Origin of the sequence: Tistrella bauzanensis (assembly GCF_014636235.1) — a bacterium.
GTDB lineage: Bacteria > Pseudomonadota > Alphaproteobacteria > Tistrellales > Tistrellaceae > Tistrella > Tistrella bauzanensis.
On the sequence record NZ_BMDZ01000044.1, the window covers coordinates 1 to 24,597 of the forward strand.

General features: G+C 66.7%; 26 protein-coding genes and 1 tRNA gene. 11 read left to right on the forward strand and 16 right to left on the reverse strand.

Translation table 11 applies throughout. The annotated features are described in order from the left end of the window. Positions 1–194 precede the first annotated feature (194 nt). The 4 genes from IEW15_RS16800 to IEW15_RS16815 all read right to left on the reverse strand — a co-directional run bounded on the left by IEW15_RS16800 (position 195) and on the right by IEW15_RS16815 (position 2,819). Positions 195–467, reverse strand: coding sequence for a hypothetical protein (locus IEW15_RS16800; protein ID WP_188579979.1), 273 nt, complete (start codon positions 465–467; stop codon positions 195–197). A gap of 138 nt (positions 468–605) precedes the next feature. Beyond that, entirely contained in the window at positions 606–1,496 is an 891-nt protein-coding gene (locus tag IEW15_RS16805; protein WP_229708190.1) for a S49 family peptidase, read from the reverse strand. A 139-nt stretch (positions 1,497–1,635) separates the two neighbouring features. Next, positions 1,636–2,481, reverse strand: coding sequence for a methyltransferase (locus IEW15_RS16810; RefSeq protein ID WP_229708191.1), 846 nt, complete (start codon positions 2,479–2,481; stop codon positions 1,636–1,638). Continuing rightward, positions 2,478–2,819, reverse strand: a complete 342-nt coding sequence (locus IEW15_RS16815; protein ID WP_188579981.1) for a putative signal transducing protein — start codon at positions 2,817–2,819, stop codon at positions 2,478–2,480. The genes IEW15_RS16810 and IEW15_RS16815 overlap by 4 nt, the downstream gene beginning before the upstream one ends. Positions 2,820–3,106: 287 nt before the next feature. On the opposite strand from IEW15_RS16815, the gene IEW15_RS16820 reads away from it, so the two are divergent. The 8 genes from IEW15_RS16820 to IEW15_RS16855 all read left to right on the forward strand — a co-directional run bounded on the left by IEW15_RS16820 (position 3,107) and on the right by IEW15_RS16855 (position 11,938). After that, entirely contained in the window at positions 3,107–4,108 is a 1,002-nt protein-coding gene (locus IEW15_RS16820) for a polyprenyl synthetase family protein (protein WP_188579983.1), read from the forward strand. Positions 4,109–4,165: 57 nt separating this feature from the next. Continuing rightward, positions 4,166–4,242: transfer RNA gene (locus tag IEW15_RS16825), tRNA-Pro, on the forward strand. 334 nt (positions 4,243–4,576) lie between these two features. Further along, positions 4,577–5,866 (forward strand): sensor histidine kinase, encoded by a 1,290-nt coding sequence (locus IEW15_RS16830; protein WP_229708193.1) that lies wholly within the window; start codon positions 4,577–4,579, stop codon positions 5,864–5,866. Between the two features lie 385 nt (positions 5,867–6,251). Continuing rightward, positions 6,252–7,349: an acyl-CoA desaturase gene (locus IEW15_RS16835; protein WP_188579987.1), complete on the forward strand. Its 1,098-nt coding sequence runs from the start codon at positions 6,252–6,254 to the stop codon at positions 7,347–7,349. A gap of 96 nt (positions 7,350–7,445) precedes the next feature. Continuing rightward, the gene (locus tag IEW15_RS16840) at positions 7,446–7,733 is read left to right on the forward strand and encodes an acyl carrier protein (RefSeq protein WP_188579989.1); all 288 of its coding nucleotides are present in this window, start codon (positions 7,446–7,448) and stop codon (positions 7,731–7,733) included. Positions 7,734–7,778: 45 nt separating this feature from the next. Beyond that, entirely contained in the window at positions 7,779–8,675 is an 897-nt protein-coding gene (locus tag IEW15_RS16845) for a class I SAM-dependent methyltransferase (RefSeq protein ID WP_188579990.1), read from the forward strand. Between the two features lie 51 nt (positions 8,676–8,726). Continuing rightward, positions 8,727–10,649 (forward strand): fatty acyl-AMP ligase, encoded by a 1,923-nt coding sequence (locus IEW15_RS16850; protein WP_188579993.1) that lies wholly within the window; start codon positions 8,727–8,729, stop codon positions 10,647–10,649. After that, positions 10,649–11,938, forward strand: a complete 1,290-nt coding sequence (locus IEW15_RS16855) for an enoyl-CoA hydratase/isomerase family protein (protein ID WP_229708194.1) — start codon at positions 10,649–10,651, stop codon at positions 11,936–11,938. The genes IEW15_RS16850 and IEW15_RS16855 overlap by 1 nt, the downstream gene beginning before the upstream one ends. Positions 11,939–11,987: 49 nt before the next feature. On the opposite strand, the gene IEW15_RS16860 is transcribed toward IEW15_RS16855, so the two are convergent. Continuing rightward, entirely contained in the window at positions 11,988–12,194 is a 207-nt protein-coding gene (locus IEW15_RS16860) for a hypothetical protein (protein ID WP_188579995.1), read from the reverse strand. 151 nt (positions 12,195–12,345) lie between these two features. Continuing rightward, entirely contained in the window at positions 12,346–12,765 is a 420-nt protein-coding gene (locus IEW15_RS16865; RefSeq protein WP_188579997.1) for a hypothetical protein, read from the reverse strand. A gap of 169 nt (positions 12,766–12,934) precedes the next feature. On the opposite strand from IEW15_RS16865, the gene IEW15_RS16870 reads away from it, so the two are divergent. Beyond that, on the forward strand, positions 12,935–13,750 hold the full coding sequence (locus IEW15_RS16870) for a helix-turn-helix domain-containing protein (RefSeq protein WP_188579999.1): 816 nt from the start codon (positions 12,935–12,937) through the stop codon (positions 13,748–13,750). Here IEW15_RS16870 and IEW15_RS16875 read toward each other — a convergent pair. Both IEW15_RS16875 and IEW15_RS16880 read right to left on the reverse strand, forming a co-directional pair. Beyond that, on the reverse strand, positions 13,738–14,319 hold the full coding sequence (locus tag IEW15_RS16875) for a YbhB/YbcL family Raf kinase inhibitor-like protein (protein WP_229708195.1): 582 nt from the start codon (positions 14,317–14,319) through the stop codon (positions 13,738–13,740). The genes IEW15_RS16870 and IEW15_RS16875 overlap by 13 nt on opposite strands. Before the next feature lie 117 nt (positions 14,320–14,436). Then, positions 14,437–15,309, reverse strand: a complete 873-nt coding sequence (locus IEW15_RS16880; RefSeq protein ID WP_188580001.1) for a helix-turn-helix transcriptional regulator — start codon at positions 15,307–15,309, stop codon at positions 14,437–14,439. Between the two features lie 108 nt (positions 15,310–15,417). On the opposite strand from IEW15_RS16880, the gene IEW15_RS16885 reads away from it, so the two are divergent. Next, complete coding sequence (locus IEW15_RS16885; protein WP_188580003.1) at positions 15,418–16,335, forward strand: DMT family transporter; 918 nt, start codon at positions 15,418–15,420, stop codon at positions 16,333–16,335. A 7-nt stretch (positions 16,336–16,342) separates the two neighbouring features. Here IEW15_RS16885 and IEW15_RS16890 read toward each other — a convergent pair whose 3' ends face one another. The 3 genes from IEW15_RS16890 to IEW15_RS16900 form a co-directional block, all read right to left on the reverse strand. Continuing rightward, on the reverse strand, positions 16,343–16,981 hold the full coding sequence (locus IEW15_RS16890) for a LysE family translocator (protein ID WP_188580005.1): 639 nt from the start codon (positions 16,979–16,981) through the stop codon (positions 16,343–16,345). Between the two features lie 90 nt (positions 16,982–17,071). Then, positions 17,072–17,518, reverse strand: a complete 447-nt coding sequence (locus IEW15_RS26780; protein WP_188580006.1) for a cold-shock protein — start codon at positions 17,516–17,518, stop codon at positions 17,072–17,074. Between the two features lie 33 nt (positions 17,519–17,551). Next, on the reverse strand, positions 17,552–18,136 hold the full coding sequence (locus IEW15_RS16900; RefSeq protein WP_188580008.1) for a hypothetical protein: 585 nt from the start codon (positions 18,134–18,136) through the stop codon (positions 17,552–17,554). On the opposite strand from IEW15_RS16900, the gene IEW15_RS16905 reads away from it, so the two are divergent. Beyond that, the gene (locus IEW15_RS16905) at positions 18,126–18,473 is read left to right on the forward strand and encodes a hypothetical protein (protein ID WP_188580010.1); all 348 of its coding nucleotides are present in this window, start codon (positions 18,126–18,128) and stop codon (positions 18,471–18,473) included. The genes IEW15_RS16900 and IEW15_RS16905 overlap by 11 nt on opposite strands. A 92-nt stretch (positions 18,474–18,565) precedes the next feature. Here the strand turns inward: IEW15_RS16905 and scpA are convergent, their stop codons facing one another. The 5 genes from scpA to IEW15_RS16925 form a co-directional block, all read right to left on the reverse strand. Further along, a complete protein-coding gene (scpA, locus tag IEW15_RS16910) occupies positions 18,566–20,770 on the reverse strand; it encodes a methylmalonyl-CoA mutase (RefSeq protein ID WP_188580062.1) in 2,205 nt (734 codons plus the stop codon). Positions 20,771–20,816: 46 nt separating this feature from the next. Next, entirely contained in the window at positions 20,817–22,721 is a 1,905-nt protein-coding gene (locus IEW15_RS16915; RefSeq protein WP_188580014.1) for a methylmalonyl-CoA mutase family protein, read from the reverse strand. Positions 22,722–22,960: 239 nt separating this feature from the next. Then, positions 22,961–23,647, reverse strand: coding sequence for an enoyl-CoA hydratase-related protein (locus IEW15_RS16920; RefSeq protein WP_188580016.1), 687 nt, complete (start codon positions 23,645–23,647; stop codon positions 22,961–22,963). Positions 23,648–23,780: 133 nt separating this feature from the next. Further along, a complete protein-coding gene (locus IEW15_RS26830) occupies positions 23,781–23,867 on the reverse strand; it encodes a small membrane protein YohP (protein ID WP_443742821.1) in 87 nt (28 codons plus the stop codon). Positions 23,868–24,026: 159 nt separating this feature from the next. Then, the gene (locus IEW15_RS16925; protein ID WP_188580018.1) at positions 24,027–24,539 is read right to left on the reverse strand and encodes a DUF1344 domain-containing protein; all 513 of its coding nucleotides are present in this window, start codon (positions 24,537–24,539) and stop codon (positions 24,027–24,029) included. Positions 24,540–24,597 lie beyond the last annotated feature (58 nt).

Genomic DNA, 24,597 nt, shown 5'->3' on the forward strand with positions numbered 1-24,597 from the left:
CCAGGCGCAAACTTGCTACGTGGGACACACAATACCTCATGGCGGCTCTGCAAGCGCGTTAACCTGGACTCGTTGCCCTGGCGCTTCACGCAAGAAGCTGTCGCGGGCCGTCAGGCCGTTCTGCGAGCCATCCTGACCACAGGGTGTCGATAGATCATCGTGTCAAAAAATGGACACCCCCGGAACGGGGTGGATCATCCGGCGACCGGGCAGCCGCTGCGACCGCATGGCGCGGCACCTGGCACCACGAAGCTGCCGCATCGGGCGCAGCGGTCGGCTTCGGCAACCGCCGGCGCTTCGCGTCGGCGGCGGCTGGTGTGGCGGGGGGCGGCACGGTCGTCACGCGCCCTGCCACCCTCGCCCGCGATGCCGGCGCGGCGCTCGCTGAAGATCCGGCTCACCCGCGCGCCCACGATGACGGCAAGCACGACCAGCACCAGAAGCAACAGCTTTGACAGGCTGAGCATCACATCAACTCCGGGTAAACAAGCGGAAGACAGCGGGCGCGATGCGGCGCCTCAGGCGTATCGCGGGCAGGCATTATCGCACAACCCGCCGAACGATGCATGCGCGGCGCGACAGCCACGGCAACCGATGACGCCGGCCTAGAGCCCGTAACGCTGCCAGAGGGCGCGGCTGTCGATGGCATCGGCCACCCCCGACACCATGGCGGCAACCCCATCGGCCCGGGCACCGGCCCGCGCCGTAACGCCGATGCCGACCCGTCCCAGCAATCCCTGCTTCTCGCGGATCGCAACCAGCTTCACGTCGTCGCCGAACCGGTTGCGCAGCACGCCACGCAGGTCGCCCACACCATCGGCCAGTCCCACGTCCACAGCCGCCTGCCCGACCCAGACATCGCCATTGAACAACGGCGTGTCGCCGGCCTTGTCCAGCCGTTCGCCCCGGCCGGTGCGGACAATCTCGATGAACCGGTCATGGATCTGCTTCTGTATCGCGCCCAGCCAGCTCACGTCATCAGGGTTCTCGGGCTGAAACGGATCGAGCCGCATCTTGTTCTCGCCAATGGTATGCACCCGCCGGTCGACCGCCAGCCGCGCGATCGCCCGATCGAAGCCGAAACCCGCCGAGACCACCCCGATCGATCCCACCATCGTGGTCTCGTCGACATAGATCTCATCGCCGGCGACCGCCAGCCAGTAACCACCGCTTGCCGCCACATCCTCGACGAAGGCCAGCACCGGCAGCGTCTTTTCGGCCGCCATCGCCCTGATATGCTTGTAGATCAGCGACGACTGGGCGGGCGATCCGCCCGGCGAATTGATCACCAGCGCCACCGCCTTCGCCTCCGGCACCTTGAAGGCGCGGTCGATCAATGGCTGCAGACCTTCATAGGACAGGTTCGATCGAAAGCCGCGACCGGCCATGATCGTGCCGTCCAGGCGCAGCACGGATACCACCGGTGGCGGATTGCGAAAGCGCTTCACTGGCAGAAAACGCAGCAGGCGGCGCAGGCCACGGCGGTTGGTGCTCAAGCGGATGATCTCCTGGAACGACGTGGGAAGGCTTGGACGCGCGCAGGCGGCGCGCCGGGTGATGGCGCCGGATCGACCTTCCATATCGATGCCGCGCACGGCACTGTCAACGCCGCGATGGCGAATAGGGCGGCCGGTGTCAGCCGCGCACCGCGCGCGGGTCCAGGACCAGCGGTGCCGCGTCTTCCAGCACCGCACGCGCCACAGGCAGCCACGCCCGCCCCTGCCCGGCCAGAACCAGCGGTGCCAGCAGCGACAATGGCGTCCGACGGCCCTTCACCGCCTGAACGATCACCCGCTTGGCCGGCCGGCCATCGGCGACCGTATGCACCGGCAGCACCCGGATATCGCCGGCCGGGCCCGACAATGCGGTCAGAACCACATCCAGCCGGTCCGCACGCATCACAATGGTGATGCTGCCGCCGGGCTTCAGCCGGCGCAGACCGGCCGCGATCCAGTCGCTGAGCCCGATCGCCGCTTCGACATGCGCGGCACGGCGGCCGCCATCGGGCGGCGGATCGGCGCGGCCGGGCTCAAGATAGGGCGGGTTGGTCAGGACATGATCGAAGGACAGCCCGCGCGGGTCCGCGGCGTGGGTCGCCCTCGCGCCCACATCGGCTTCGACCACCGCAAGATCGGCACCGTTCAGCACCGCATTGGCGCGGGCCAGTGCTGCCGCCGACGCGTCGCGTTCGATCCCGACCAGCGAGACGCCCGGCACCCGGGCCGCCAGACAGAGTGCTGCCGCACCGGCGCCCAGGCCCAGATCCAGCACCCGCTGCCCCGGTGCGGCCGGAACCGCCGCCGCCAGCAGCACCGGGTCGACGGCCGCGCGATAGCCGTTGCGTGCCTGGAACAAGGCGACCCGTCGCCCAAGCAGATGATCGAGCGTCACCCCCGCCGGATCGAGGCCATGGCCGCGGGCCAGTTCGGCGGCATCCCCGGCCGATCTGCAGGCGGCCGGCCCGATCTGCCCATCGCTCACGATGCCGGACCGAACAACCGGGCGGCAAGGCGCCGCCAGATCCCGGTATCGGCCCGGGTCGGAACAGATCGGGCCGGGGCAGATCGGGCCGGGGCAGATCGCGATGGCGTGGAGACCGGCGCCCCCTCGTTGAGATCATGCGCCGCGTCGTCCAGCAGCCGGCGCGCGCGGACGGCGTCGTCGCCGGCCACCATCAGCCGGCGCGGAAAGGCCCCGATCGAGCCTTCCGCCATGCTCATCTGTTCGTCGAAGACCAGGGTTTCTATGCCCTCCGCAGCCAGCACGGCGCGCGCCCAGGACAGGCGCACGGGGTCTGTGGTCACCAGGATGGCATCCATGAACGGCCCTCGACGTCGAAAAATGGTGGCCGGACACAAGGGCCGGCGGTGATTGCGGCAGGCGACGCGGCCGCGCGGCACATCAGCCGTGCACCACCCCGCTTGTGCATTGCACACGGGCGCGGCAGGATGGCCGGGCGACGTGAAACCGTGCTCCTTTACCTCTCAGCGCATCTTGACCGCGCAGCACGGCACTTCATATGCTCCCCAGCGCCGCGCGGAGCGTCAAGCCCTGCCGGCCCCGGGCGCTTCTTTGCCCTGAAACAAGACGGATCGGCTGCTCTCTCGTGGATGCGCGCGCACACTCCTCGCAAGAGGTTCTCTCCACGCTTCAGGCTCTGGTCGCAGATGACCTGAGGCGTGTCAATCAAGTCATTATCGACAACATGCAGAGCGAGGTGGGGCTCATACCCCAGCTCGCCGGCCATATCGTGTCGTCCGGGGGCAAACGGCTGCGGCCCTTGCTGCTGCTGATGTCCGCCCGGCTGTGCGGCTATCAGGGCCGCAGGCACGTGCCTCTGGCCGCCTGCGTGGAGTTCATCCACACAGCGACCCTGCTGCACGACGACGTCGTCGACGAAAGCGCGCTCCGCCGGGGCAAGGCCACCGCCAACGCGGTGTTCGGCAACAAGGCGAGCGTGCTGGTCGGCGACTTCCTGTTCAGCCGTGCGTTTCAGCTGATGACACGCGACGGTTCGCTCGAAGTGCTTCAGATCCTGTCCGACGCCTCGGCGGTCATCGCCGAGGGCGAGGTGATGCAGCTGCTCACCTCGAACGATCTGGAAACCAATGAAGCCGCCTATCTGCGGGTGATCGAGAGCAAGACCGCGAAGCTGTTCGAGGCGGCCTGCCGCATCGGCCCCGTGGTCGCCGACCGCCCACGGAGCGACGTCGATGCCTTGGCACGCTATGGCATGGCGCTGGGGGTGATCTTCCAGCTCACCGACGACATCCTGGACTATTCGGCCGAACAGGCGGCGCTGGGCAAGACCATCGGCGACGATTTCCGCGAGGGCAAGATCACCCTGCCGGTTATCGTCGCCTATGAGCGCGGCACCGAGGACGAGCGCCGCTTCTGGTCGCGGACGATGGAGCAACTGGAACAAAGCGATGACGACCTCGATCACGCTATCGGCCTGATGCGCCGCCACGACGCCTTCGGCGAAACCCTCAGGCGCGCAGAGGCTTACGGCAATACCGCCCGCCAGTCGCTGGCGGGTTTCGATGACGGCATCGAGCGCCGCACGCTCGACGATCTGATCAGCTTCTGTATCGCGCGCGGTTTCTGAACAAATCCCCCTTGCAGGGGCCGCTTCTTCCCGTTATAAGGCGCCCCACGGACGCACCGGAGTGTAGCTCAGCCTGGTAGAGCACCGTCTTCGGGAGGCGGGGGCCGCAGGTTCGAATCCTGCCACTCCGACCAACTTCGGTATGTCCGATCTCAACGCCCCGGCAGGATTCCTGCCGGGGCGTTGTCGTTTCAGGGCCGTCAACCTGGAACCGCCACACATCCGGACCGCCGGCCACACCGACCGACGGGGTGCGTCCTCCGGTTGTTGTACCTCTGCGCCCGCCACTTTTCTGTGCATGACGAATATTGAATCAGAAAACGCCGAGGCACATTGCAACTCGACGTCGATCGCGGCACGATATGGATAGGATGTGGTTCAAATGCTGTGCGCTGGTGCCGCGGGTCCACATCCCTGACCGCTGATCGTCGGACGGGAATGGTCGACGGATACCCATTGGAACGCACCATGAGCGACCAGACGCAGCACGCCGACAGGCTGTTGCGCATGGCGGTGAACCGCCTGCCCGAAGCCGTGATCATTTACGACACCGACGATCGTGTCGCCTTTGTGAACGAAGCCTATCGGAAATTCTTTCCGCACATGCCGCCGGTCGAGGATCTGCTGGGCCTGCGCTTTGAAGACGTGATCCGCTACAGCATGGACACGTCCGGCGTGGTGCTGGACCCGCTGGCGCGCAGCGACCCCCATGGCTACATCGAAAAGCGGCGACGGCGCCTGCACCACCCGCAGGCCAACCCGTTCGAACAGCTGACCGGCGGCCGTTGGCATCTCGTGCGCGAATTCAGGGTGCCGGGCGTCGGCTTCTTCAGCCTGCGCAGCGACATTACCGAGATCAAGCAACGCGAAATCGAGCTGAAACTCACCCGCGACCACCTGTCACGTCAGGCCCAGCAACTGGCGGAGGCCCGCGAGCTGGCGGTGAGAGCGCGTGAAACCGCCATTGCCGCACGGCTGGAGGCGGAACGGGCAAATCGGGCGAAATCGGACTTCCTGGCCCGGGTCAGCCATGAACTGCGCACACCGCTGAATGCCATTCTGGGCTTCGCCGAAATCATCCGCGATCGTCTGCTGGGGCCATCCGCCACCGATCGCTATGCCGAATATGCCGCCGACATCCACGGCGCCGGCAATCATCTGCTGAAGCTGATCGACGACATCCTGGACATGGCCAAGATCGAGGCCGGCCGTCTGGAGCTGTCGATCGACTGGTTCGATGTCCGCAGCCTGTTTCGCGACCTGCTGCATACCTGCCGGCCACTGGCCGCCCGCAACGACAATCTGGTGCTGGCCGATCTGGCGCCGGATCTGGGCGCGATCAACGGCGACGTCACCCGCGTCCGTCAGGTGCTGCTGAACCTGCTGTCCAATGCCTGCAAATTCACCCGGGGCGGCGAGATCCGCATCACTGCCCGGCGGATCGTCGCGGATGACGGCGGCGAGCGCGCATCGCCGGGCGACTGGATCGAGATCGTTATCGCCGATACAGGCATCGGCATGACCGAGACACAACTGGAACGGGTGTTCGACGATTTCGTTCAGGCAGATGCCACGATCTCCCGTGCCTATGGCGGCACCGGCCTGGGTCTCGCCATCTGCCGCCGGCTGTGTGACGCGATGGGTGGTGACATCCGGCTGACCAGCGCTGTCGGCTTCGGCACCTCGGCCACTCTGCGCCTGCCGGTCGATATCGCCCGCAGCGATCTGTCGCCGCAGGATGGCCCTACGATGTACTGATCCGCATGCGCAGACAGAGACCGTGACGGAGGGCGCCGTGACGACGGGGCATATCCCCGTCCACGACCATCTGAACCGGCATCTCAACCGGCCTTTGACGGCGGCGAACGCGGCTGCATTCCCGGCCGGCCTGTCGGGAAAATTCGACATGAAATGGGCTTGATGAATCCCGCATAAGTTGCTCAAATATATTCCTACACAACGGACAATACATGTCCGATGTCGCGCCACCGAAGATCGGACATAAGCTCCCACGTTGCCCGGCGGCGATCACGCGCCGATCGGGATGCGGAGAGGAGAGGCTGCGACCCATCAGGCACAAGGCGCATCGTCGCGACAGCGATCTGCCTCTGGCCATTGCCGGAATGATCTGAGGGGGGACACCATGTCGTCCGACCAGTCGACCCCGGCCGGGGCACCGCCCGGCGGCGGACGTGCGGCCAGGGACGGCGGCCGCGCGGCCCCATCCGCGACGCGGGCGACAGCCCTGCGTGACCCGCGGTTGATGCGCGCGCAACGCCGTCATGCCTGGGCCATCCTGGCCTTGCCGCTTGCCGGCAGCGCTCTGGCCATCGGGCTCGCCATCGGGGATGGCGGCGTGCCCTGGCAGGCGCTGGCGATCCTGGGCGTGTGCTATCTGCTGACCTATGCCGGGATCACGGTGGGCTTTCATCGCCTGCTCAGCCATCGCGCCTTCGAGACCGCCACCTGGCTCCGCAATCTGCTGGCCGTTCTGGGATGCATGGCCGCACAGGGGCCGGCGATCTATTGGGCGGCCAATCACCGCCTGCACCATATCCGGTCGGATCGCGACGGCGACCCGCACTCGCCACGCATCGCCCATGGACGGGCACTGGGGCGCTGGGAGGGTTTCTGGCACGCCCAGATCGGCTGGACCTTCAACCACACACCGGCCGATGTCTTTGCCAATGCACGCGACCTGACCCGCGACCGGTCGCTGATGAAGATCAACCAGCGCTATCTGTGGTGGGTGGCGCTGGGGCTGGCCGTGCCGGCCCTGGCGGGACTGCTGATGCTCGGCGATGCCTATGGGGCGTTGCTGGGCCTGCTCTGGGGCGGCGCGGTGCGGCTGACGCTGAGCTACCACTTCACCAATGCCATAAACTCCGTCACCCATATCGTCGGCACCCGCCCCTTCGGCGGCCGCAACACCTCGACCAATTTCTGGCCGATCGCGCTGCCGACCTTGGGCGAGGCCTGGCACAACAACCATCACGCCTTCCCCACCTCGGCGCGCTTCGGGCTGGACTGGCGGGAGCCGGATATCGGCTGGTGGATCATCCGCGGCCTGGAAGCGGCCGGGCTTGCCCGCAATATCCGCCGTCCCGCGCCTGAGAGCATCGCCGCCAGACGGGCGGCGGCCGCCGATCAGCGCGCCATGCCCGGCCCTTCCGTCGATCTCGGCCGACCCGACGCCAAGGATGGCGACGCGCGGGATGGCGACGAGGATCTGGCAGCCTGACCGCGCCGCCTGTCCCGCATGACATCCCTCACGGCCGGTCCCGGCCACGACGTGTCCGCATCACGCCGGATGCCGGCGTTCAGGAGATCAGAGACCATGACCACCCAGACCACGCTTCCCGCCGCCCGGACCGCCGCCCGGGCCACCGAGCGTCCCGATGCCGCGGCCATCGAGGCCTGGCTCATCGCCTATCTTGCCGATCGCCTGGGCCATGACCCCGCAGAGATCCGCCGCAATGTCCGTTTCGAGCGCATGGGCGTCGACAGTCTGGCGGTGGTGTCGATGACCGGCGAGTTGGAGGAATGGCTCGGCGTGAAGGTGGAGCCGACCACCGCCTATGACAATCCGACCATCAGCGACCTTGCGGCCGCCCTCGCCGCCTGACGGCCCACGGCCGAATTGCGGCCAACCACGATCGGAGGCAGTGTCATGGCGCCCGACACCACCCAGGCAACCCATCTCGGCGGCGGCCACCCCGGCACCTCGTCGGATGCGCTGCGTTCGCATTACGACATCGGCACGGATTTCTTCGGCCTGTGGCTGGACCCGTCGCTGACCTATTCCTGTGCGCTTTATGAAGACGGCGACACCGACGACGCCGCAGGTTTCCTGAAGGCGCAACTGCGCAAGCTGGATATCCACATCGACGCCGCCCATGCGGCGGGTGCCGATCGCGTGCTCGATATCGGCTGCGGCTGGGGGTCGATGATGCGGCGGCTGGCCGATGACCGGGGCGTGGGGCACGTGACCGGCATGACGATGACCGAGGCCCATCGAACCCATGTCAATGCCCTGGGCAATCCGAAGCTGGCGGTGGCACTGACCCCCTGGGCGGGGTTCGAGCCCACAGCACCCTATGACGCTATCGTCTCGCTGGAAGCCTTCGAGCATTTCGCCCGGCTGACATCGACCGAGGACGAGAAGCGCGCCGGCTATCGCGCCTTTTTCGAGCGCGCCCACGGCTGGCTGAAGCCGGGCGGGCGGATGTCGATCCAGACCATCGTCTATGGCACCGCCACCAAAGCCGATTTCAGCACCTTCTGTGCCACCGAGGTCTTTCCCAACAGCGATCTGCGCCGGCTGCACGAGGTGATCGAGGCATCCGACCGGCTGTTCGAGGTGGAGCGGCTGCGGATGGACCGACAGATGTATGTCCGCACCATCCAGAGCTGGCTCGACGGCCTGCGCGCCAACCGGGGCCGGGCCGAGGCGATCGTCGGCGCCGACGTCGTCAGGCGGTTCGAGAATTATTGCGGCGTGTTCATGATCGGCTTCCACACTGGCCGCATGAATCTGGCCCGCATCTCGTTCCGCAAGCTGGGTTGACCGGCACATCCGCATGGGACAATCCACCGGCGACAGGGAGACCGGGCTTCAATGAACGCACGCAGTCATGCCGACGGCTTCGTCGAGACGCAGGCCCCGACGCTTGCACACCGGCTCGATGAACTCGCCCGCGGTCGGGGCGTCCATGGCGGCCATGACGGGTTGGCCTATGTGTTTCTGGGCGATGGTGAGCACGAGGACAGCCGCCTGACCTATGCCCAACTGGCCACCCGCGCCCGCGCCATCGGCCGGCACCTGCTCGACATGGCCAGGCCCGGCGACCGGGCATTGCTGATGCATCCCCCAGGCATGAGCTTCATCGAAGCGTTCTTCGGCTGCCTGATGTCGGGCATCGTGGCGGTGCCGGCCTATCCGCCGCGCCGCAACCAGTCTCTCGATCGGCTGGGCGCCATCGTCGGCGGCTGCGCACCGCGCCTGATCCTGGTGGCCGAAGAACAGCGCGGCCAGCTTGAACCCCGCTTCGCCAATGCCGGCGACGAGGGCGTCGCCGCAATCGCCTGCGCCCAGGTGACCGCCACCGACACCATCGCCAACATGGCTGCCACAGGCACACTCCCGACAGGCACCCACCCGACCGGCACATCCCTGGCCGATACGCCACCGCCGGCGGTGCGCCCCAATGATCTGGCCTTTCTGCAATTCACCTCGGGTTCGACCGGCGATCCCAAGGGCGTGATGCTCCATCATGGCGCGCTGATGGCCAACCAGCGGCTGATCCGTCATGGCATGGGCCATGGCGCCAATACCGTCTTCGCCGGCTGGCTGCCGCTCTATCACGACATGGGGCTGGTGGGAAATTTGCTGCAACCGCTGTATCTCGGGATACCATCGGTGCTGATGGCACCGGCCGCTTTCCTGCAGAAGCCGATGCGCTGGCTGCGGGCGATTTCGGACTGGCGGGCCACCACCGCCGGCAGCCCCGATTTCGGCTATGACCTGTGCGTGCGGCGCTTCAGGGCCGATGCCTGTGCCGGGCTCGACCTGTCATCCTGGACGGTCGCCTATAATAGCGCCGAACCCGTCCGCGCCGATACGCTCGCCCGCTTCGCCCGGACCTTCGCGCCCTATGGCTTCCGGGCCGAGGCCTTCTATCCCTGCTATGGCATGGCTGAAACCACGCTGATGATCACCGGCGGCCGCCAGGGGGTGGCACCACCGGTGCTGACGGTCGACGGCGTCGCCCTCGACAGGGGCTTGCTGATGCCTCCGCCGCCGGCCGACACGCCGGCCGCCACCCTGACCCCGCCCCGGCGGCTGGTCGGCTGCGGGCAGGCCGGGCTCGGCCTCGACATCGCCATCGCCGACCCTGAGACCGGCCAGCGGCTTGGTGACGGCCGGGTCGGTGAGATCCGCGTGGCTGGCAGCAGCCTCGCCCGCGGCTATTGGCAGCGTCTGGACCAGACCGCCCAGGTCTTCGGGCAACCGCTGACCGGGGCCTCCGACACCGGTCGGGCCTGGCTGAAGACCGGCGATCTGGGCGCGATCATGGATGGCGAGCTGTATGTGACCGGCCGGATCAAGGATCTGATCATCATCCGCGGCCGCAACCATTATCCGCAGGATGTGGAGGCAGCGATCACCAATGCCTGTCCCGATCTTGCAGCGGGGGCCGCCGCGGCGGTTTCGGTCGAAACCGGCGGCGCCGAGAGCGTGGTGGCGATGGTCGAGGTCGAGCGGGAACGCATGCGCCGCTTCGACGGCCCGATGCTCTATGGCGATGCCATGGAAGCCGTGGCGACGGCCCTGGAACTCAGACTGGACCGGCTGGTGGTGCTGCGTCCCAACACCATCCTGAAGACATCCTCCGGCAGGGTCCGCCGACGCGAGATGCGCCGCCGCCTGCTCGACGGCACGCTTGACGTGCTGTGGGACAGCGCGCCGCCGCGGCCGGTCGTGCCGGCGGACGCGCGCACCGAGGTCATGGCCGACATCATCGCAGAGGGGCTTGGCTGATGACCGGACGGCAGCACGACCAACAGGCCATGGGGCAGCAGGCCAGGGAGCAGCAGGCCTTGGGGGCGGCATTGGACACCCTGCCTGCACGGATCGCCGGCGCTGGTGACACCGTGGCCGCCACGACGACCCGCCGCGATTTTCTGGCCCGACACGCCATCGGCCTCTACGACCGGCTGACCGCCGGTCGCAGCCGCTTTCTGCGGGTGGGCGAGCTGTTGCTGGCCGCGGCCGATGCAGCACCGGGGCTGGTGCCCGATCGCCAGGCCCTTGCGGCCGAGGCGGCGCGGCCGCTCTCGGCCAAGACCGGCATCGAGATGGCCCAGGCCGAGTTTCTGGCCGCCATCTTCGCCGATCGCGGCGCCGGCCTGCATCTTTGCCACGCCATGATGCTGCCCCGGCCCGAGGCGCCAGAAAATGCGGCCCGTCTGGCCCGCGACGGCGTGCTGGATCTGGGACTGGTGCGGATCATGCGCCAGGGCCGGCTGCTGATCGTGGAAAACCGCAATACCGGCCGGCTGAACGCCGAGGACGTGCCCACGATCGACGCGCTGGAACATGCGGTGGATGCCGCACTTCTGGATGCCGACAGCGCCGCCTGCATCCTGCGCGGCGGTGTCGTCGACCACCCGCGCTATGCCGGCCGCAGGCTTGCCGGCGCCGGGCTGAACCTCACCGATCTCTACGAGGGCCGCGTTCCTTATGTGATGTATATCGAACGCGAGATGGGCTGGGTGTCCAAGGTGTTCCGGGGGCTGGCCTCGCCCGGCGAACTGCCCGACGAAACCGCCCAGACCGTCGAAAAAGCCTGGATCGGCGTGATCGACACCTTCGCGATCGGGGCCGCCGCCCAGGCGCTGCTGGTCTGCGATGCGGTGGTGGCGGAAGCCGGTAGCTGGTTCAACGTGCCGGCCCGCAAGGAAGGGCTGGTGCCCGGCGCCACCAATCTGCGGCTGCCGCGGATCATGGGTGACCGGCTGGCGCGCCAGATCATCATGACCGGCCGCACCATTCAGGCCGACAGCCCCGAAGGCCGCCTGCTGGTCGACCGGGTGGCCCCCGCAGGCGAACTGGATGCCGCCATCGCCGAGGTCGCGGCCGATCTGGTCGATGGCGGGGTGGTGTCGGTGGCCGGCAACCGCCGCGCGTTCCGTGTGGGCCAGGAGCCTCTGGACCTGTTCCGCGCCTATCTGGCCACCTATACCCGCGAGGTGGCGATCTGCCATCTCAGCCCCGCCCTGGTCGCCAATCTGGAACGGCACTGGACCGGGCGGCGCAAGGCCGGGTGACCGCACCGGTTCCGATGTGACCGGCAGCCGCCGATCATCGCCGGTTGCGTCATCGCCGGTTGCGGGCCCGTCTATAGGCCAGGGCACGGGTCAATGCCGGCAGATCGGCCGACAGCCCGCGCTCGGTGGCAAGCTCGGCCACGATTGCATCCACTTCAGCCTGGCCTGACGCGCTGGTCAGGCGCGCGACCGCCAGATGGTCGTCGCGGATGCTGTCGATGAAGCGGTTGATGACCGGGTCGGCGGCACTGGTCATGAGGCGGGTCTCCGCAGCGGGACTGGCAGCGACATTCCGCAAGCGGATCATGCCATCCGGTCACATGACAGCATGACCGCCCCCCTGGTATCCAACCGTTTACATCACCGCCGCAACCGATGGCTCACACTGCGCCGGCCATCATATCGGCTCAGACCATGCCCCCGGCCGGCCGGCCCCGCTTCAGGCCGATGATCTGGATCTCGGCGATCACCAGCACCGCCACCGCCTGCACGATCACGAAGGCGAGCCCCAGGCCGTTGGGCTCGACCCAGCCCAGCGCCAGGATCAGCAGGCTGTCGATCGCCCACAGGATGTTCACCACGGCGATCGCCCAGACACCGGTGCGAGGAATGACCGGCCGGCTCGCCACCGCCACGACGACGGCGGCAAAGCCGATCAGGATCAACGCACTGGCGGTGAGCAGGCCCACCGGCAGACCAAGAAAGCCGCCAAGCCCGCTGCCGCCGATCAGCAGCAGGGCCGCCATCAGCAGGCAGGTCGCCGCGTCGAAATAGAGCACGGGCCGCAGGAAGCGGGGTTCCGTTCGGGCGGATGTCGACATCGACATGATCGGTCTCCTCAAGGATCGATCGGCCGGGCCCCATGCCCGCCGTCTGCCATCCATCAGGCACCGCTTCGTGCCCGAATGCGATTACCCGGCAGGTCATGGCCGGCAGGCCCGGCCCCCGCTAATCTTGAGCCTGAGCCCGCAGCCTTTGCCTTGAGGACAGCCCCTGATGACCACCGCCACCCTGAACGCCACCCGCCCGTTCGGCGAGCAGTTGCGCGACTGGCGCCAGCGGCGACGGCTGAGCCAGATGGCGCTGGCGCTGGACGCCGATATCTCGACCCGGCATCTGAGCTTCATGGAAACCGGCCGCGCCACGCCCAGCCGGGCCATGGTGCTGCGGCTGGCGGAACAGTTGGAGATCCCGCTGCGGGAACGCAACGACATGCTGATCGCCGCCGGTCATGCGCCCGCATTCGCCGAACGGCGGCTGGATGATCCGGCACTGTCGGCGGCACGCCGGGCGATCGATCTGGTGCTGAAGGGCCATGAGCCCTATCCGGCACTGGCGATCGACCGCCATTGGACGATGGTTGCCGCCAATGCCGCTGTCCCGCCGCTGCTTGATGGGGTTGCGCCGTTCCTGCTGGAGGGGCCTGTCAACGTGCTGCGCCTGAGCCTGCATCCCGACGGGCTGGCGCCGCGCATCCTGAATCTGGCCGAATGGCGCACACATCTGCTCGACCGGCTGCGCCGGCAGATCGATATGAGCGCAGATCCCGTGCTGATCGACCTGCTGGCGGAGCTGAAGGCGCTGCCGGCACCCGTTCATGTCGCCAGCCCGTCGATCGCGCACGATCCCTATGGCGGGCTGGTGGTGCCGGTCAGGCTGTCGACCGCGCAAGGTTGCCTGTCGCTGTTCACCACCACCACGGTATTTGGTACCCCCTTGGACATCACCCTGGCCGAACTGGCGGTGGAGGCCCTGTTTCCGGCCGATGCCGCCACCGCCGAGGCGCTGGCGCGAATGGCTCAGCGGCCGTAACGCGCCTCCAGCCGGGCCGTGCCAAGAGCGTTCGCGCCGGCCAGGAAGCCGACCAGCGCCGGCATCGCATCCGCCGTCACCGGTGGCAGGTGATCGACCGCCAGCGCCGTCAGCGTAAAGACATAACGATGCGCCGAACCTTCCGGCGGACATGGACCGCCATAGCCCGGCGCGCCGAAATCGGTGCGGGTTTGCAGGGCGCCGTCTGGCAGCATCGCCGGATCGCCGGCGGCTCCCCGCGGCAGGCTGCCGGCATCGGCCGGAATGTTGGCCACAACCCAATGCGTCCAGCCGATGCCGGTCGGGGCATCGGGATCATGCAGGGTCAGCACGAAACTGCGCGTTCCGGACGGCGCACCCTGCCACGACAATTGTGGCGACTGATTGCCGCCATCACAGCCGAAGCCATAGTCGGCGCTCAGCACGTGGTCGCGGCCGATACGGCCATCGGCAAGATCCGTGCTGGTCAGGCGGAAACCGTCACCGGCTAGGGCGGGCACCGCTGCCACAACCAAAGCGCAAGCCATCGTCAGGGCCGCGACCCCGGCCTTCATTGTCATCATGGTCATCGCGACCACCTCCGCCTCGTTTGTCATGTGGCGGAAAGTCTGACCGGGTCTGCACACCATCGCGCGCCTGATCCGCTCAGATCCGATGCCGGTCCGATCAGTCGGCGCCCTTTGACGTCATTTGGCTGAAATACCAGTATTTTCATCAGTGTAAGGTTGCACCGTCATCCGGTCCGCGACATGCTCGCGCACGGCCGCCGGCGGATGTCCGAAGCGCTGCCGGAAACGGGCGGCGAACCGCGACGGGCTGTCATAGCCGACATCGAAGGCAATGCGGGTGATGCCCAGATCGGTTGCCTGCAACAGCATCAGAGCATGCGACATCCGGATATCCGCCAGCAGGCCGGTCAGCGACAGCCCCTCGGCGGCCAGTCGGCGACGCAGGGTCGCCTCGCTCATCGCCAGCCGGCAGGCCAGATCATTGCTGCGCCATGTGGCGCGCAGATCGCGTGAGACCAGCGCCCGTATCCGCGCCGCCACCGATGGCGGGGGCGGTGCCGCAAACCGGCCGCCATGATGCCCGATCCAGCCCAGAACCTCGCGGATACGCTGCACCGCCACCATGTGCGGCAGATCGCCGCCGGCAAACACGGCGGCCCGCGCCCGATCGAAGGCCGATGTGAAATCAGGCGCCATCGCGCCGATCGCCATGGCCTCGGCAATCGGCCGGCCGGCCCCCTCGCCGTCTGCGGCGAAGCCGGCGATCACCGTCGGATCGCAGACCAGCCATTCGGCCTCATAGATGCCGCCGGCGGCGGGACGATTGATCACGTCGAAGATCCGCCCGCCGGCGATGGCCGCGGCCCCGCCGGCCGGGATCGTGATCTCGCCGCCCGGCCCGATCAGCCGCTTGCTGCCCTGGCGCACCACCATCAATGTCGGCAGATCCACCACGATACGGGTCAGCAGCAGGGCACGCCGCTGAATGATCCGCGCCGTGGCACCAACGCCCTCGCGCTGCACCACGCACCGCTCCGAACCGCTCGTCATCACCGTCATGGCTTATGCCAGCCCTTCCATGTCGCCACCGACGCGCTATCCTGCCCAGCCGCCAGTCTCCACGACACCCTCCCCGTCCTGCAAGGCATCACCGATCACATGGCCCTTTCATCACAGGCGCGCGGCACATGGCTTGCCACCGCAGGTATCCTGACGCTGACCCCGGATACACTTCTGGTCCGGTTGATCGATGCCGATCCGTGGATCCTGCTGGCCTGGCGCGGCAGCCTGATGGCCCTGATGGCACTGCTCGGCTGGTGGCTGATCGGGCGTCAGGCGCCATGGCAGGCGCTGGCCCGCATCGGCCGCCAGGGCTGGGCGTCAGGCATCGCCTTCGGACTGGGATCGGTGTGTTTCATCCTGTCGCTGGCCCATACCAGCGTCGCCAACACGCTGGTGATCATCTCGTCGGGATCGCTGTTCGGCGCGCTGCTGTCGCGCAGCTTTCTGGGCGAACCGGTGCCCGGCCGCAGCTGGGCCGCGATCGCTGCGGCCACCGCCGGCATCGCGATCCTGGTCTTTGGCGGCACCGACAGTGATGGGCCCGGCCGGGGCAACTGGCTGGGCGACATCATCGCGGTGGGCGCGGCCCTGCTGATCGCGATCCATTTCGTGATCCTGCGCGCGGGCGCCGGACGGATATCGTCCACGCCCGTCGTGGCCGTGGGCGGACTGACCTGCACCGCCGTGGGGCTGGTGGTGGCGCTGGCGACCGGTGTCCGGCCCCTGCTGCCGGCGCCCGATGTCCTGCCGCTGGTGCTGGTCTATGGTCTGGTGGTCCTGCCGCTGTCCTTCGCGCTGATCTCGGCCGCTCCCCGCTACATCCCGGCGGCGGAGGTCAGCCTGATCATGCTGGCCGAAGCGGTGATCGGCCCGTTCTGGGTGTGGCTGGCGGTGGATGAAGTGCCGGCCACCGCCACCTTCATCGGCGGCGCGGTGGTTCTGGCGACGCTGCTGCTGCACGGGCTCGCCGGCTATCGCGCCGAACAGCGCCGCCGGGCCGCAGCCATAGGCTGATCAGCCGTCAGCCCGCGCCCCGCCGCCAGCCGGCCGCCATCACACCAGCCCCGATCATCAGCGTGCCGCCGGTGCGGTTGACCGCACGCTGCACCGATGGCCGCCGGATCAGACGTCGCGCCCGCGTGGCCAGCAGGCCATAGGCGGTGACATTCGCCACCACCAGCGCCAGGAAAGTCGCCTCCAGAACCATCATCTGGCTGACCAGCGGCCGGCCGTGATCGATGAACTGCGGCAGGAAGGCCACGAAGAACACGATGCCCTTGGGGTTCAACGCCGACACCAGCCAGGCATGGCCGAAGATCCGCCAGGGCCGGGTCTCGGTGGGGGACGATGCCACCATGCCATCGGCACCGACAGCGACCGGCGCCCGCCACAGCCGCAGGCCCAGCCAGACCAGATAGGCGGCGCCCGCCAGCTTGACCGCCATGAACAGATCGGCCGATGCCGCCATCAGCGCCCCCAGGCCCAGCATGGACGCGGTCATGGCGGTGGCGTCGCCCAATGCCACACCGGCGACCGTGGCGCCGGCCGCGCGCCGGCCGTGGCTCAGCGCATAGGATATGACCAGCAGCACCGTCGGCCCCGGCATAACGAGCAGCGCCGCAGAGGCGGCCGCGAAGGCGATCCAGGTTTCGAGCGACATGAAAGGAAACATCCTTCGGATTAAGCTGATCCACCGATTCTATAACTTTACACATAAAATGGATTTAGAATCAATCATTGACAAAACGCTTCAGTTAAATAACATTAGAATAAAAAAAGAAAACATCATAAAGGTTATTATTCCATAGATGAGCCTTCCTATTCTTGAATCCACTACAACAAAGGATTTATGCTGTTTTCCACAGAAGGGGCAAAATGACTCATGCGGCGTTCCATTAACCATCCACACTCGCGGAACCATTCTCTTTCCGCACGATCCACATATGTCGCGGTCGTCCGCTCTCAGGCTGCCCTGCAAAGATGTCGCCCGCTCGACGATTCTCACATGTTCAGCTTTGGGCCCCCGGGGCCCTGTTGCCGGCAGGAATGTCACGACGTCCCCTACTCCGGGAAGGTCTGCTCCCACAACCTGCGTCACATGAAAATGGCGATCAAGACGATCATCTCCGTCATGGACGAAGCCGAAGCCACGAGACGCGTCAAAGAACTTGACCTTGCCCGAGCGGGAGATAGACATTCCTTGAAGTTCCCGATAGAAATTTTAGACCAATCAGAATGCTGACTTTACCTTCGATGCCTCTTGCTCCTTTTCCTTTTTATTATATGCCGCATACATCTTTATAAATTCTTGCGTCTCAATCAGAACTTCAGCCTCAAATGATACATGGGCATAGGTGACTTCCGCGGTTGTCTTCTTACTACTCGATTCGTATCGCGCCAACCCGTTTCCGAGCCGAGGGAGGTTTCGGGCCTTCTGAACATATTTCCCGGCCAGAGCGTCGGCGATCTCACCAGCTCGATGCTTAGGGATTGTCAGAACAATCCCGGCCACTTTCTGATCGGGGCCGCAGAGCATGACACCATTCTGCACAAAATCGAATCCGAAGGCATTTTGACCCAGTTTGACGGCAGGACTATCCGTAATAGCACTGACGAACGTCTCTGTGACGCTGCCGCTCTGTTCCGCGAGCGCGATAGCCTCATCACAGGCAGTCACGCCGACTTCGATATCGCCAAACCCGATTTCTCGGGCGTTGGCATCGAACGTCACCGTCACTGCCACAGCGAGGAGTCCGGTGGCGATCAGAACTGTGTATAGTTTTCTCATATTCTCTGGATCCAGAATGCTGTTCATCGCGAGAGGATGCGTAGCGGGTCAGGGGTGCGGACAACTTCACTGTTCCGCCAGAAGCTGGCCGCATCGGAAGGTGAGCGATTGGCAATATCTCGTACTTTTGCCTGGTTCAGCGTCGATCGAAACTATCGTACACGCTCAAAATCACGGCGTCGATCGCCTTCTGGACGGGGAATATAACGTCATCGGCAATAAGAATCATGATCCACGCGCTCTGATTGGCGCTTTACTCATGAAAGCTGACTTAGATGCCCAGGTTCAAAGCACAATTGTGCTAAAAAATGCACCGAAAATTTTTCTCAAACATATGATGTGCGCAGTATGGTTGAGTTTCTGAGGATAAAAAGCTCCTCTCCCGGTGGCATCAGGAGAGGAGCAATACACGGGCCTGCATCCGCGACAAGCGGCGATCGTAGGCAGCCCTCCCGATCAATCGGCGAAGGCAGAGTCCGCCGGTCGCGGCTGGGTATAACCAAGCTGCTGGTTCAACTTGTCGATCAGGTTGATGGCCGCCTCGGCGATCACCGTGCCGGGGGGGAACACGGCCGCGGCGCCGGCATCCAGCAGGGCCTGGATGTCCTGATTGGGAATAACGCCACCGACCACGATCATCACGTTGGATTTTTCCTGCGCGTCCAGTTCGGCCCGCAATTCCGGCACCAGCGTCAGATGGCCGGCGGCCAGCGAGCTTGCACCCACCACATGAACGCCCGCCTCGGCCGCGGCCCTGGCGGCTTCGGCCGGGGTCTGGAACAGCGGCCCGATCTCGACATCGAAGCCCAGATCCGAGAACGCCGTCGCGATCACCTTCTGGCCACGGTCATGACCATCCTGGCCCATCTTGGCCAGCAGGATGCGCGGCGGCCGGCCATCGGTATCCTTGAAGGCGCGGATCATCTCGCGCGCCCGCTCCACCATCGGGTTGCCGTCGCCCACCTCGCGCAGATAGATGCCCTTGTTCGACCGGATCTGGGCGCTGTGGCGCCCGAAGACCTTTTCCAGCGCGAAGGAAATCTCGCCGACGGTCGCCTTGGCACGGGCGGCATCGACCGCCAGCTCCAGCAGGTTGCCGTCACCACGGGCGCCGGCTTCCAGCGCCGCCAGCTTCGCGTCGACCTCGTCCTGGCTGCGTTCGGCCTTCAGCCGCGCCAGCTTTTCAAGCTGCTGGCGGCGCACGCCGTCATTGTCGACCTTCAGCACCGGGATATCGTCGGCCTCGTCGGGCCGATAGCGGTTCACGCCCACCACGCTCTGCCGGCCACTGTCGATCCGCGCCTGGGTGCGGGCGGCGGCTTCCTCGATCCGCAGCTTCGGCACGCCGGCCTCGATCGCCTTGGTCATGCCGCCCAGCGCCTCGACCTCCTCGATATGGGCCAGCGCGCGCCGGGCCAGATCATGGGTCAACCGCTCGACATAATGGCTGCCGCCCCAGGCATCGATCAGCCTGGTCAAACCGCTTTCGGTCTGAAGGAACAACTGGGTGTTGCGGGCGATCCGGGCCGAAAAATCGGTCGGCAGCGCGATCGCCTCATCCAGCGAATTGGTGTGCAGGCTCTGGGTCTGGCCACCGGCCGCCGCCATCGCCTCGACGCAGGTACGCGAGACGTTGTTGAACACGTCCTGCGCCGCCAGCGACCAGCCCGAGGTCTGGCTGTGGGTGCGCAGCGACAGCGAGCGGGGGTCTTTCGGATCGAAATGCTGCTTCACCAGCTTCGCCCACAGCAGGCGCGCCGCCCGCATCTTGGCGGTTTCCATGAAGTAGTTCATCCCGATCGCCCAGAAGAAGCTGAGCCGGGGCGCGAAGCGGTCGACATCCATGCCGGCGGCCACGCCGGCGCGGATGTATTCGATGCCGTCGGCCAGCGTATAGGCCAGTTCCAGATCGGCCGAGGCGCCAGCCTCCTGCATGTGATAGCCGGAAATCGAGATCGAGTTGAAACGCGGCATCTCACGGGCGGTATAGGCGAAGATGTCCGAGATGATCCTCATCGACGGCTCGGGCGGATAGATATAGGTGTTCCGCACCATGAATTCTTTGAGAATGTCGTTCTGGACAGTGCCGGTCAGCTTGTCATGCGGCACGCCCTGTTCCTCGGCGGCCACGATATACAGCGCCATCACCGGCAGGATCGCGCCGTTCATGGTCATCGACACGCTCATCTGGTCCAGCGGGATGCCGCTGAACAGGGTGCGCATGTCATAGATCGAGTCGATCGCGACGCCGGCCATGCCGACATCGCCCTTCACCCGCGGATGATCGCTGTCATAGCCGCGATGGGTCGCCAGATCGAAGGCCACCGACAGGCCCTTCTGACCGGCCGCGAGATTGCGGCGATAGAAGGCGTTCGAATCCTCCGCGGTCGAGAAACCCGCATACTGGCGGATGGTCCACGGATTGGTGGCGTACATCGTAGGGTAAGGGCCGCGCACATAGGGCGCCACGCCCGGATAGGTGCCCGCGAAATCGATGCCGGCCACGTCCCCGGCATCATAGGCGGGCTTCACCTCGATGCCTTCGGGCGTGATCCAGGGATCGACCGCCGCCGCGACCGCCGCCGCCGGCATTTCCGCCGGGGTGACCGCGTCGAAATCGAGCGCGGAGAAATCGGGCAGCCCGCTCGCCGCAGACGTCATTGCCTTCGCCGCAGGCGTCTTTGCCATGGAGTTGTCTGCCATCGGATCAGGCCTCCGTCGCATCGGGGGTGAAGGCCGCATGGGCCCGTTCCAGCACGGCCAGCGCATCGCTGCCGGCGGCAAGGAAATGCTCGACACCAGCCGCGGTCAGCGCGCCTTCCAGCGCGCCGGGTCGCCCCGCCAGCCAGACATGGGCCGCGCCCGCGGCCTTCAGCGCCAGGGCGGTCTCGACCGCCGCCTCGTCATAACGGGCATCAGACGAGCAGATCACCGCCAGCCGCGCGCCGCCGGCCTCCACCGTGTCCGCTGCCTGAATGTCGGCGGCGATGCCGCCGGCGGCAAGCAGGTTGCGGGCAAAGCCGACCCGCGCGGTGAAATCCGCCGCCGTGCCAAGGGTGACCAGCAGCGCCGTCGCCTCCAACCCGGCCGCGCGCTCACGCAGGGCCTCGAACGGCTCCGCCAGACGCATCTGGGCCAGTGGCGCACAGGTCGATATGGCCCCGGGCAAGGTCACATCCAGTGCCGGGCGGGCAAAGGCGCCCGGATCGACCGGGTCCAGTGTCGGCGGCACGTCGGCGAGATTGGGGAATTCGGACACGCCGATCAGGCCGATGGCGCGCTTCGCCACGGCCGCGTTCAGTGTCGCCCGGGTCTCCGCCACCTTGTCCTGAACCAGCCCGGCTTCCAACGCCGCGATCACGCCGCCTTCGGCCTCGATCGCCTGGAAGGCGGCCCAGCCGGCGCGGGCGAAGCTGTCGGTCAGGGCTTCCAGCGCCCAGGCACCGGCCGCCGGATCGGCGACCCGGCCCAGATGGCTTTCCTCCATCAGCACCAGTTGCGTGTTGCGCGCCTGCCGCCGTGCCAGCATGCCGGGATGACCCAGCGCATCGGTGAACGGGCTGAGGATGATGATATCGGCACCGCCGACCGCGCCGGCAAAGCCTGCCGCTGTCAAGCGCAGCAGGTTCACCCACGGGTCGACCCTGGCCAGCATGCGGGCAGACGATCGCGCCTCGACCCGCGCCTGCACGGTGGAACCGGCGGCACCGATGATCCGCGACCAGATGGCCCGTGCCGCACGAAGCTTGGCCAGCGCGGTGAAATACTCGCCGTCGACAGCAAGGCCCAGCGTGACCCGGCCGAAGGCATCGTCCAGAGCAAAACCGGCATCGACCAGCGCCCGGACATACTGCACGGCACTTGCCGCCATGAAGCCCAGTTCCTGGGCCTCGCCGCCACCGGCCTCGTGCACGACCTGGCCCGAGGCCAGCATCATCCGGGCCTCATAGAAGCTGCCGGCATGGCGCTTGGCGGCCGTGGCCGCGGCCGCGATATGGTCACCAATCGGCCCCGGCGCCTCGCCCGCGCGGGCAAAGGCCGATACCGGGTCCATGTTGAAGGCCAGCGGCGCGCGCGGCGCGCCGGGCATCGGCTTCGCCAGCGCCGCCAGCCAGTCGGCGGCCTGGACGCCAAGGAAACCCGCATCGAGCCCGATGGGCGCCAGATCGATCAGCACCCCCTCCAGCACCGCCGCCAGATCGTCGACCGAGGCCACGGCGATCCCGTTCCGGCCCGTGGGGTCGAGCCGGAGCAGCACCGACGCCGCGCCGTTTTCCAGGTCGTCCAGAACCTGGGCATTGGCCGCCTGCGGGTCGGGATGACGGATGATGGTGCGCAGATCCCACGGCCGGTCGGGATCGGCCGAAATCATGCGCGGCAGGCTGTGGGCCGCAATGCCATCTTCCGGGGTGTAGAGCGGCTCGACGCTCAACCCTTCGCGCGTTTTCCAGCGCAGCTTCTTCTCGAACGGTGCGCCTTTCAGCGTCTTCTCGACCAAGGCCATCCAGGCCGCGCGGGAGGGCGCGTCGAAATCGGCGGCCAGCGGGCTGATGGTTGCAAGGGGGTTGATCGTCTGCACAGAGTTCACCACGGCAATCTTCCGATCCGGCATCTCCTGATCCCGCGGCGCAAGGCCGGCGCGGCAGGTCGGAGAGGGTATCAATGGGTCAACGGCGGTCCGGCGTCTGGTTCCTTATCGATCGGGCCCCGGCAGCGTCGTCGGGGCGATCTGCCGCAACAAGCAGCCACGAACAGGGACTTCGCGAGACATATACAGCAAAACCGGGTCGATCTGGAATTGCGAACCGCATTGCAGCATCGCCATTGCACCATCCACGGCGGATCATCCGCCTAGCCCAGCGTCGCCAGATCGTGATCGAGGCCGGCCAGCGCCGCCGCGATCGCCGGACCGCGCAGCCGCCGCTTGGTCTGGGCATAGGCGGGCATCGACAGTTCACCCAGCGCACGGGCGGCACCGATGGCGCGGGACAGCGTGCGTCCGGCATCGATCTCGATACCGTCGATCAGGTTCTCGCCCAAAGCCGCTTCCGGCGAGAAGGCGCGCGCATGCAACAGCGCCTGCGCCTCCAGATGCCGCGGCACCACGCTGCGCGCCACCTGGATCATCCAGGCCGGCATTGCCATGCCGAGCGCCGTTTCGTTCAATTGCAATTTGTAGGGACCGGCGGCCATGAAGCGCTTGTCGCAGGCATAGGCCAGGATCGCGCCGCCGGCGATCGCATGTCCGGTCAGGGCCGCGACGGTCGGGATCGGCAGCCCATGCAGCCGCAGCACGCTGCGCGAGAACTGGCCCAGAAACCCTGTGAACCCCTCCTTCGACAGCGTGGGCAGCAGCTTCAGGTCGAGCCCCCCTGAGAACATGCCGTCGCGCCCCGCCAGCACCAGGGCGCGCGCGCCTTCGGCTTCGGCCTGGTTCATCGCATGGTCCAGCGCGTCGAAAAACGCCGGCCCCATGGCGTTCGCCTTGCCGTCATCGATGCGCAGCACCGCCAGCTTGTCGTCGAAGGTCAGTTCCATCACCGGTCACTCCTCCCTGCTCCGGCGCGCCCCTTCATCCGGAGGCGCTGCGGCCGAAGGGTATCATAGCGTCATGATGGCGAGCGGGTCACGGCACGGTTCGGCCCAGGCGGTGCAGGCAGATGCGCACGGCTTAAAAGATCAGCTTCAACAGGCCCAGAACCACAAGCAGGCCGATCAGAAAAATGATCAGCCCGGTCCAGCCCAGGAAACGCAGCATGTCGATATCTCCTCGTTTGGTGATAAGGCCGGCCGGGCGCCGGCGGTAACGGCACCGACACTGTGGCCGGACATGACGACGGCGAAGCACCCGCCGGGCGCTCCGCCGTCGTCATGTCCGGCCCGAGGGCAGATCGGGCCGGAGAGGGTTGCGCCAGGGTCAGCTACCCTTGGCGCGGGGCTGCGCACCAAGCTGGCCGCCACCGCCGGTGCCACCCGTGCCGATATCGTTGCCGTCGGCACCCGTGCCTTCGACGCTGTCGGTCACGCCATGCTGAATCGAGGTGGCACGCTTCATGCCGTTTTCCTCGTGATAAGTGATCGTGACCGTGTCACCCGACTGCGCCTCGGTAAGCTGCGGATCGCCGATCACATAGGTCGAGCCATCATCCAGAGTGATGGTCGAGCCGCTGATGCTCGCGATCTTGCCCTGGGTGGTGTGAGTACCCGAGGTGCCGCCCACGGCGCCAGCCGCGGCCGACCCGGTGCCGGTGCCCACGCCGGGCGTGGTGGTGGGGCTGGTCGGATTGGTGACGGCACCACCGGTGGTGCCGCCGGACGAATTCATCGTTGCCGTCCCGGACTGCCCGCTGGCGGAACCGCTCTGCGCCATGGCGAGCGACGAGCCGCCGATCATCAGGGCCGCGACGAGGGTCGGAAGCGTCATACGCATGGGGGAGATCCTCCGGTCTGTGGAACTGAGAGACGCCACCTGTTGCAATGGGGAGGTG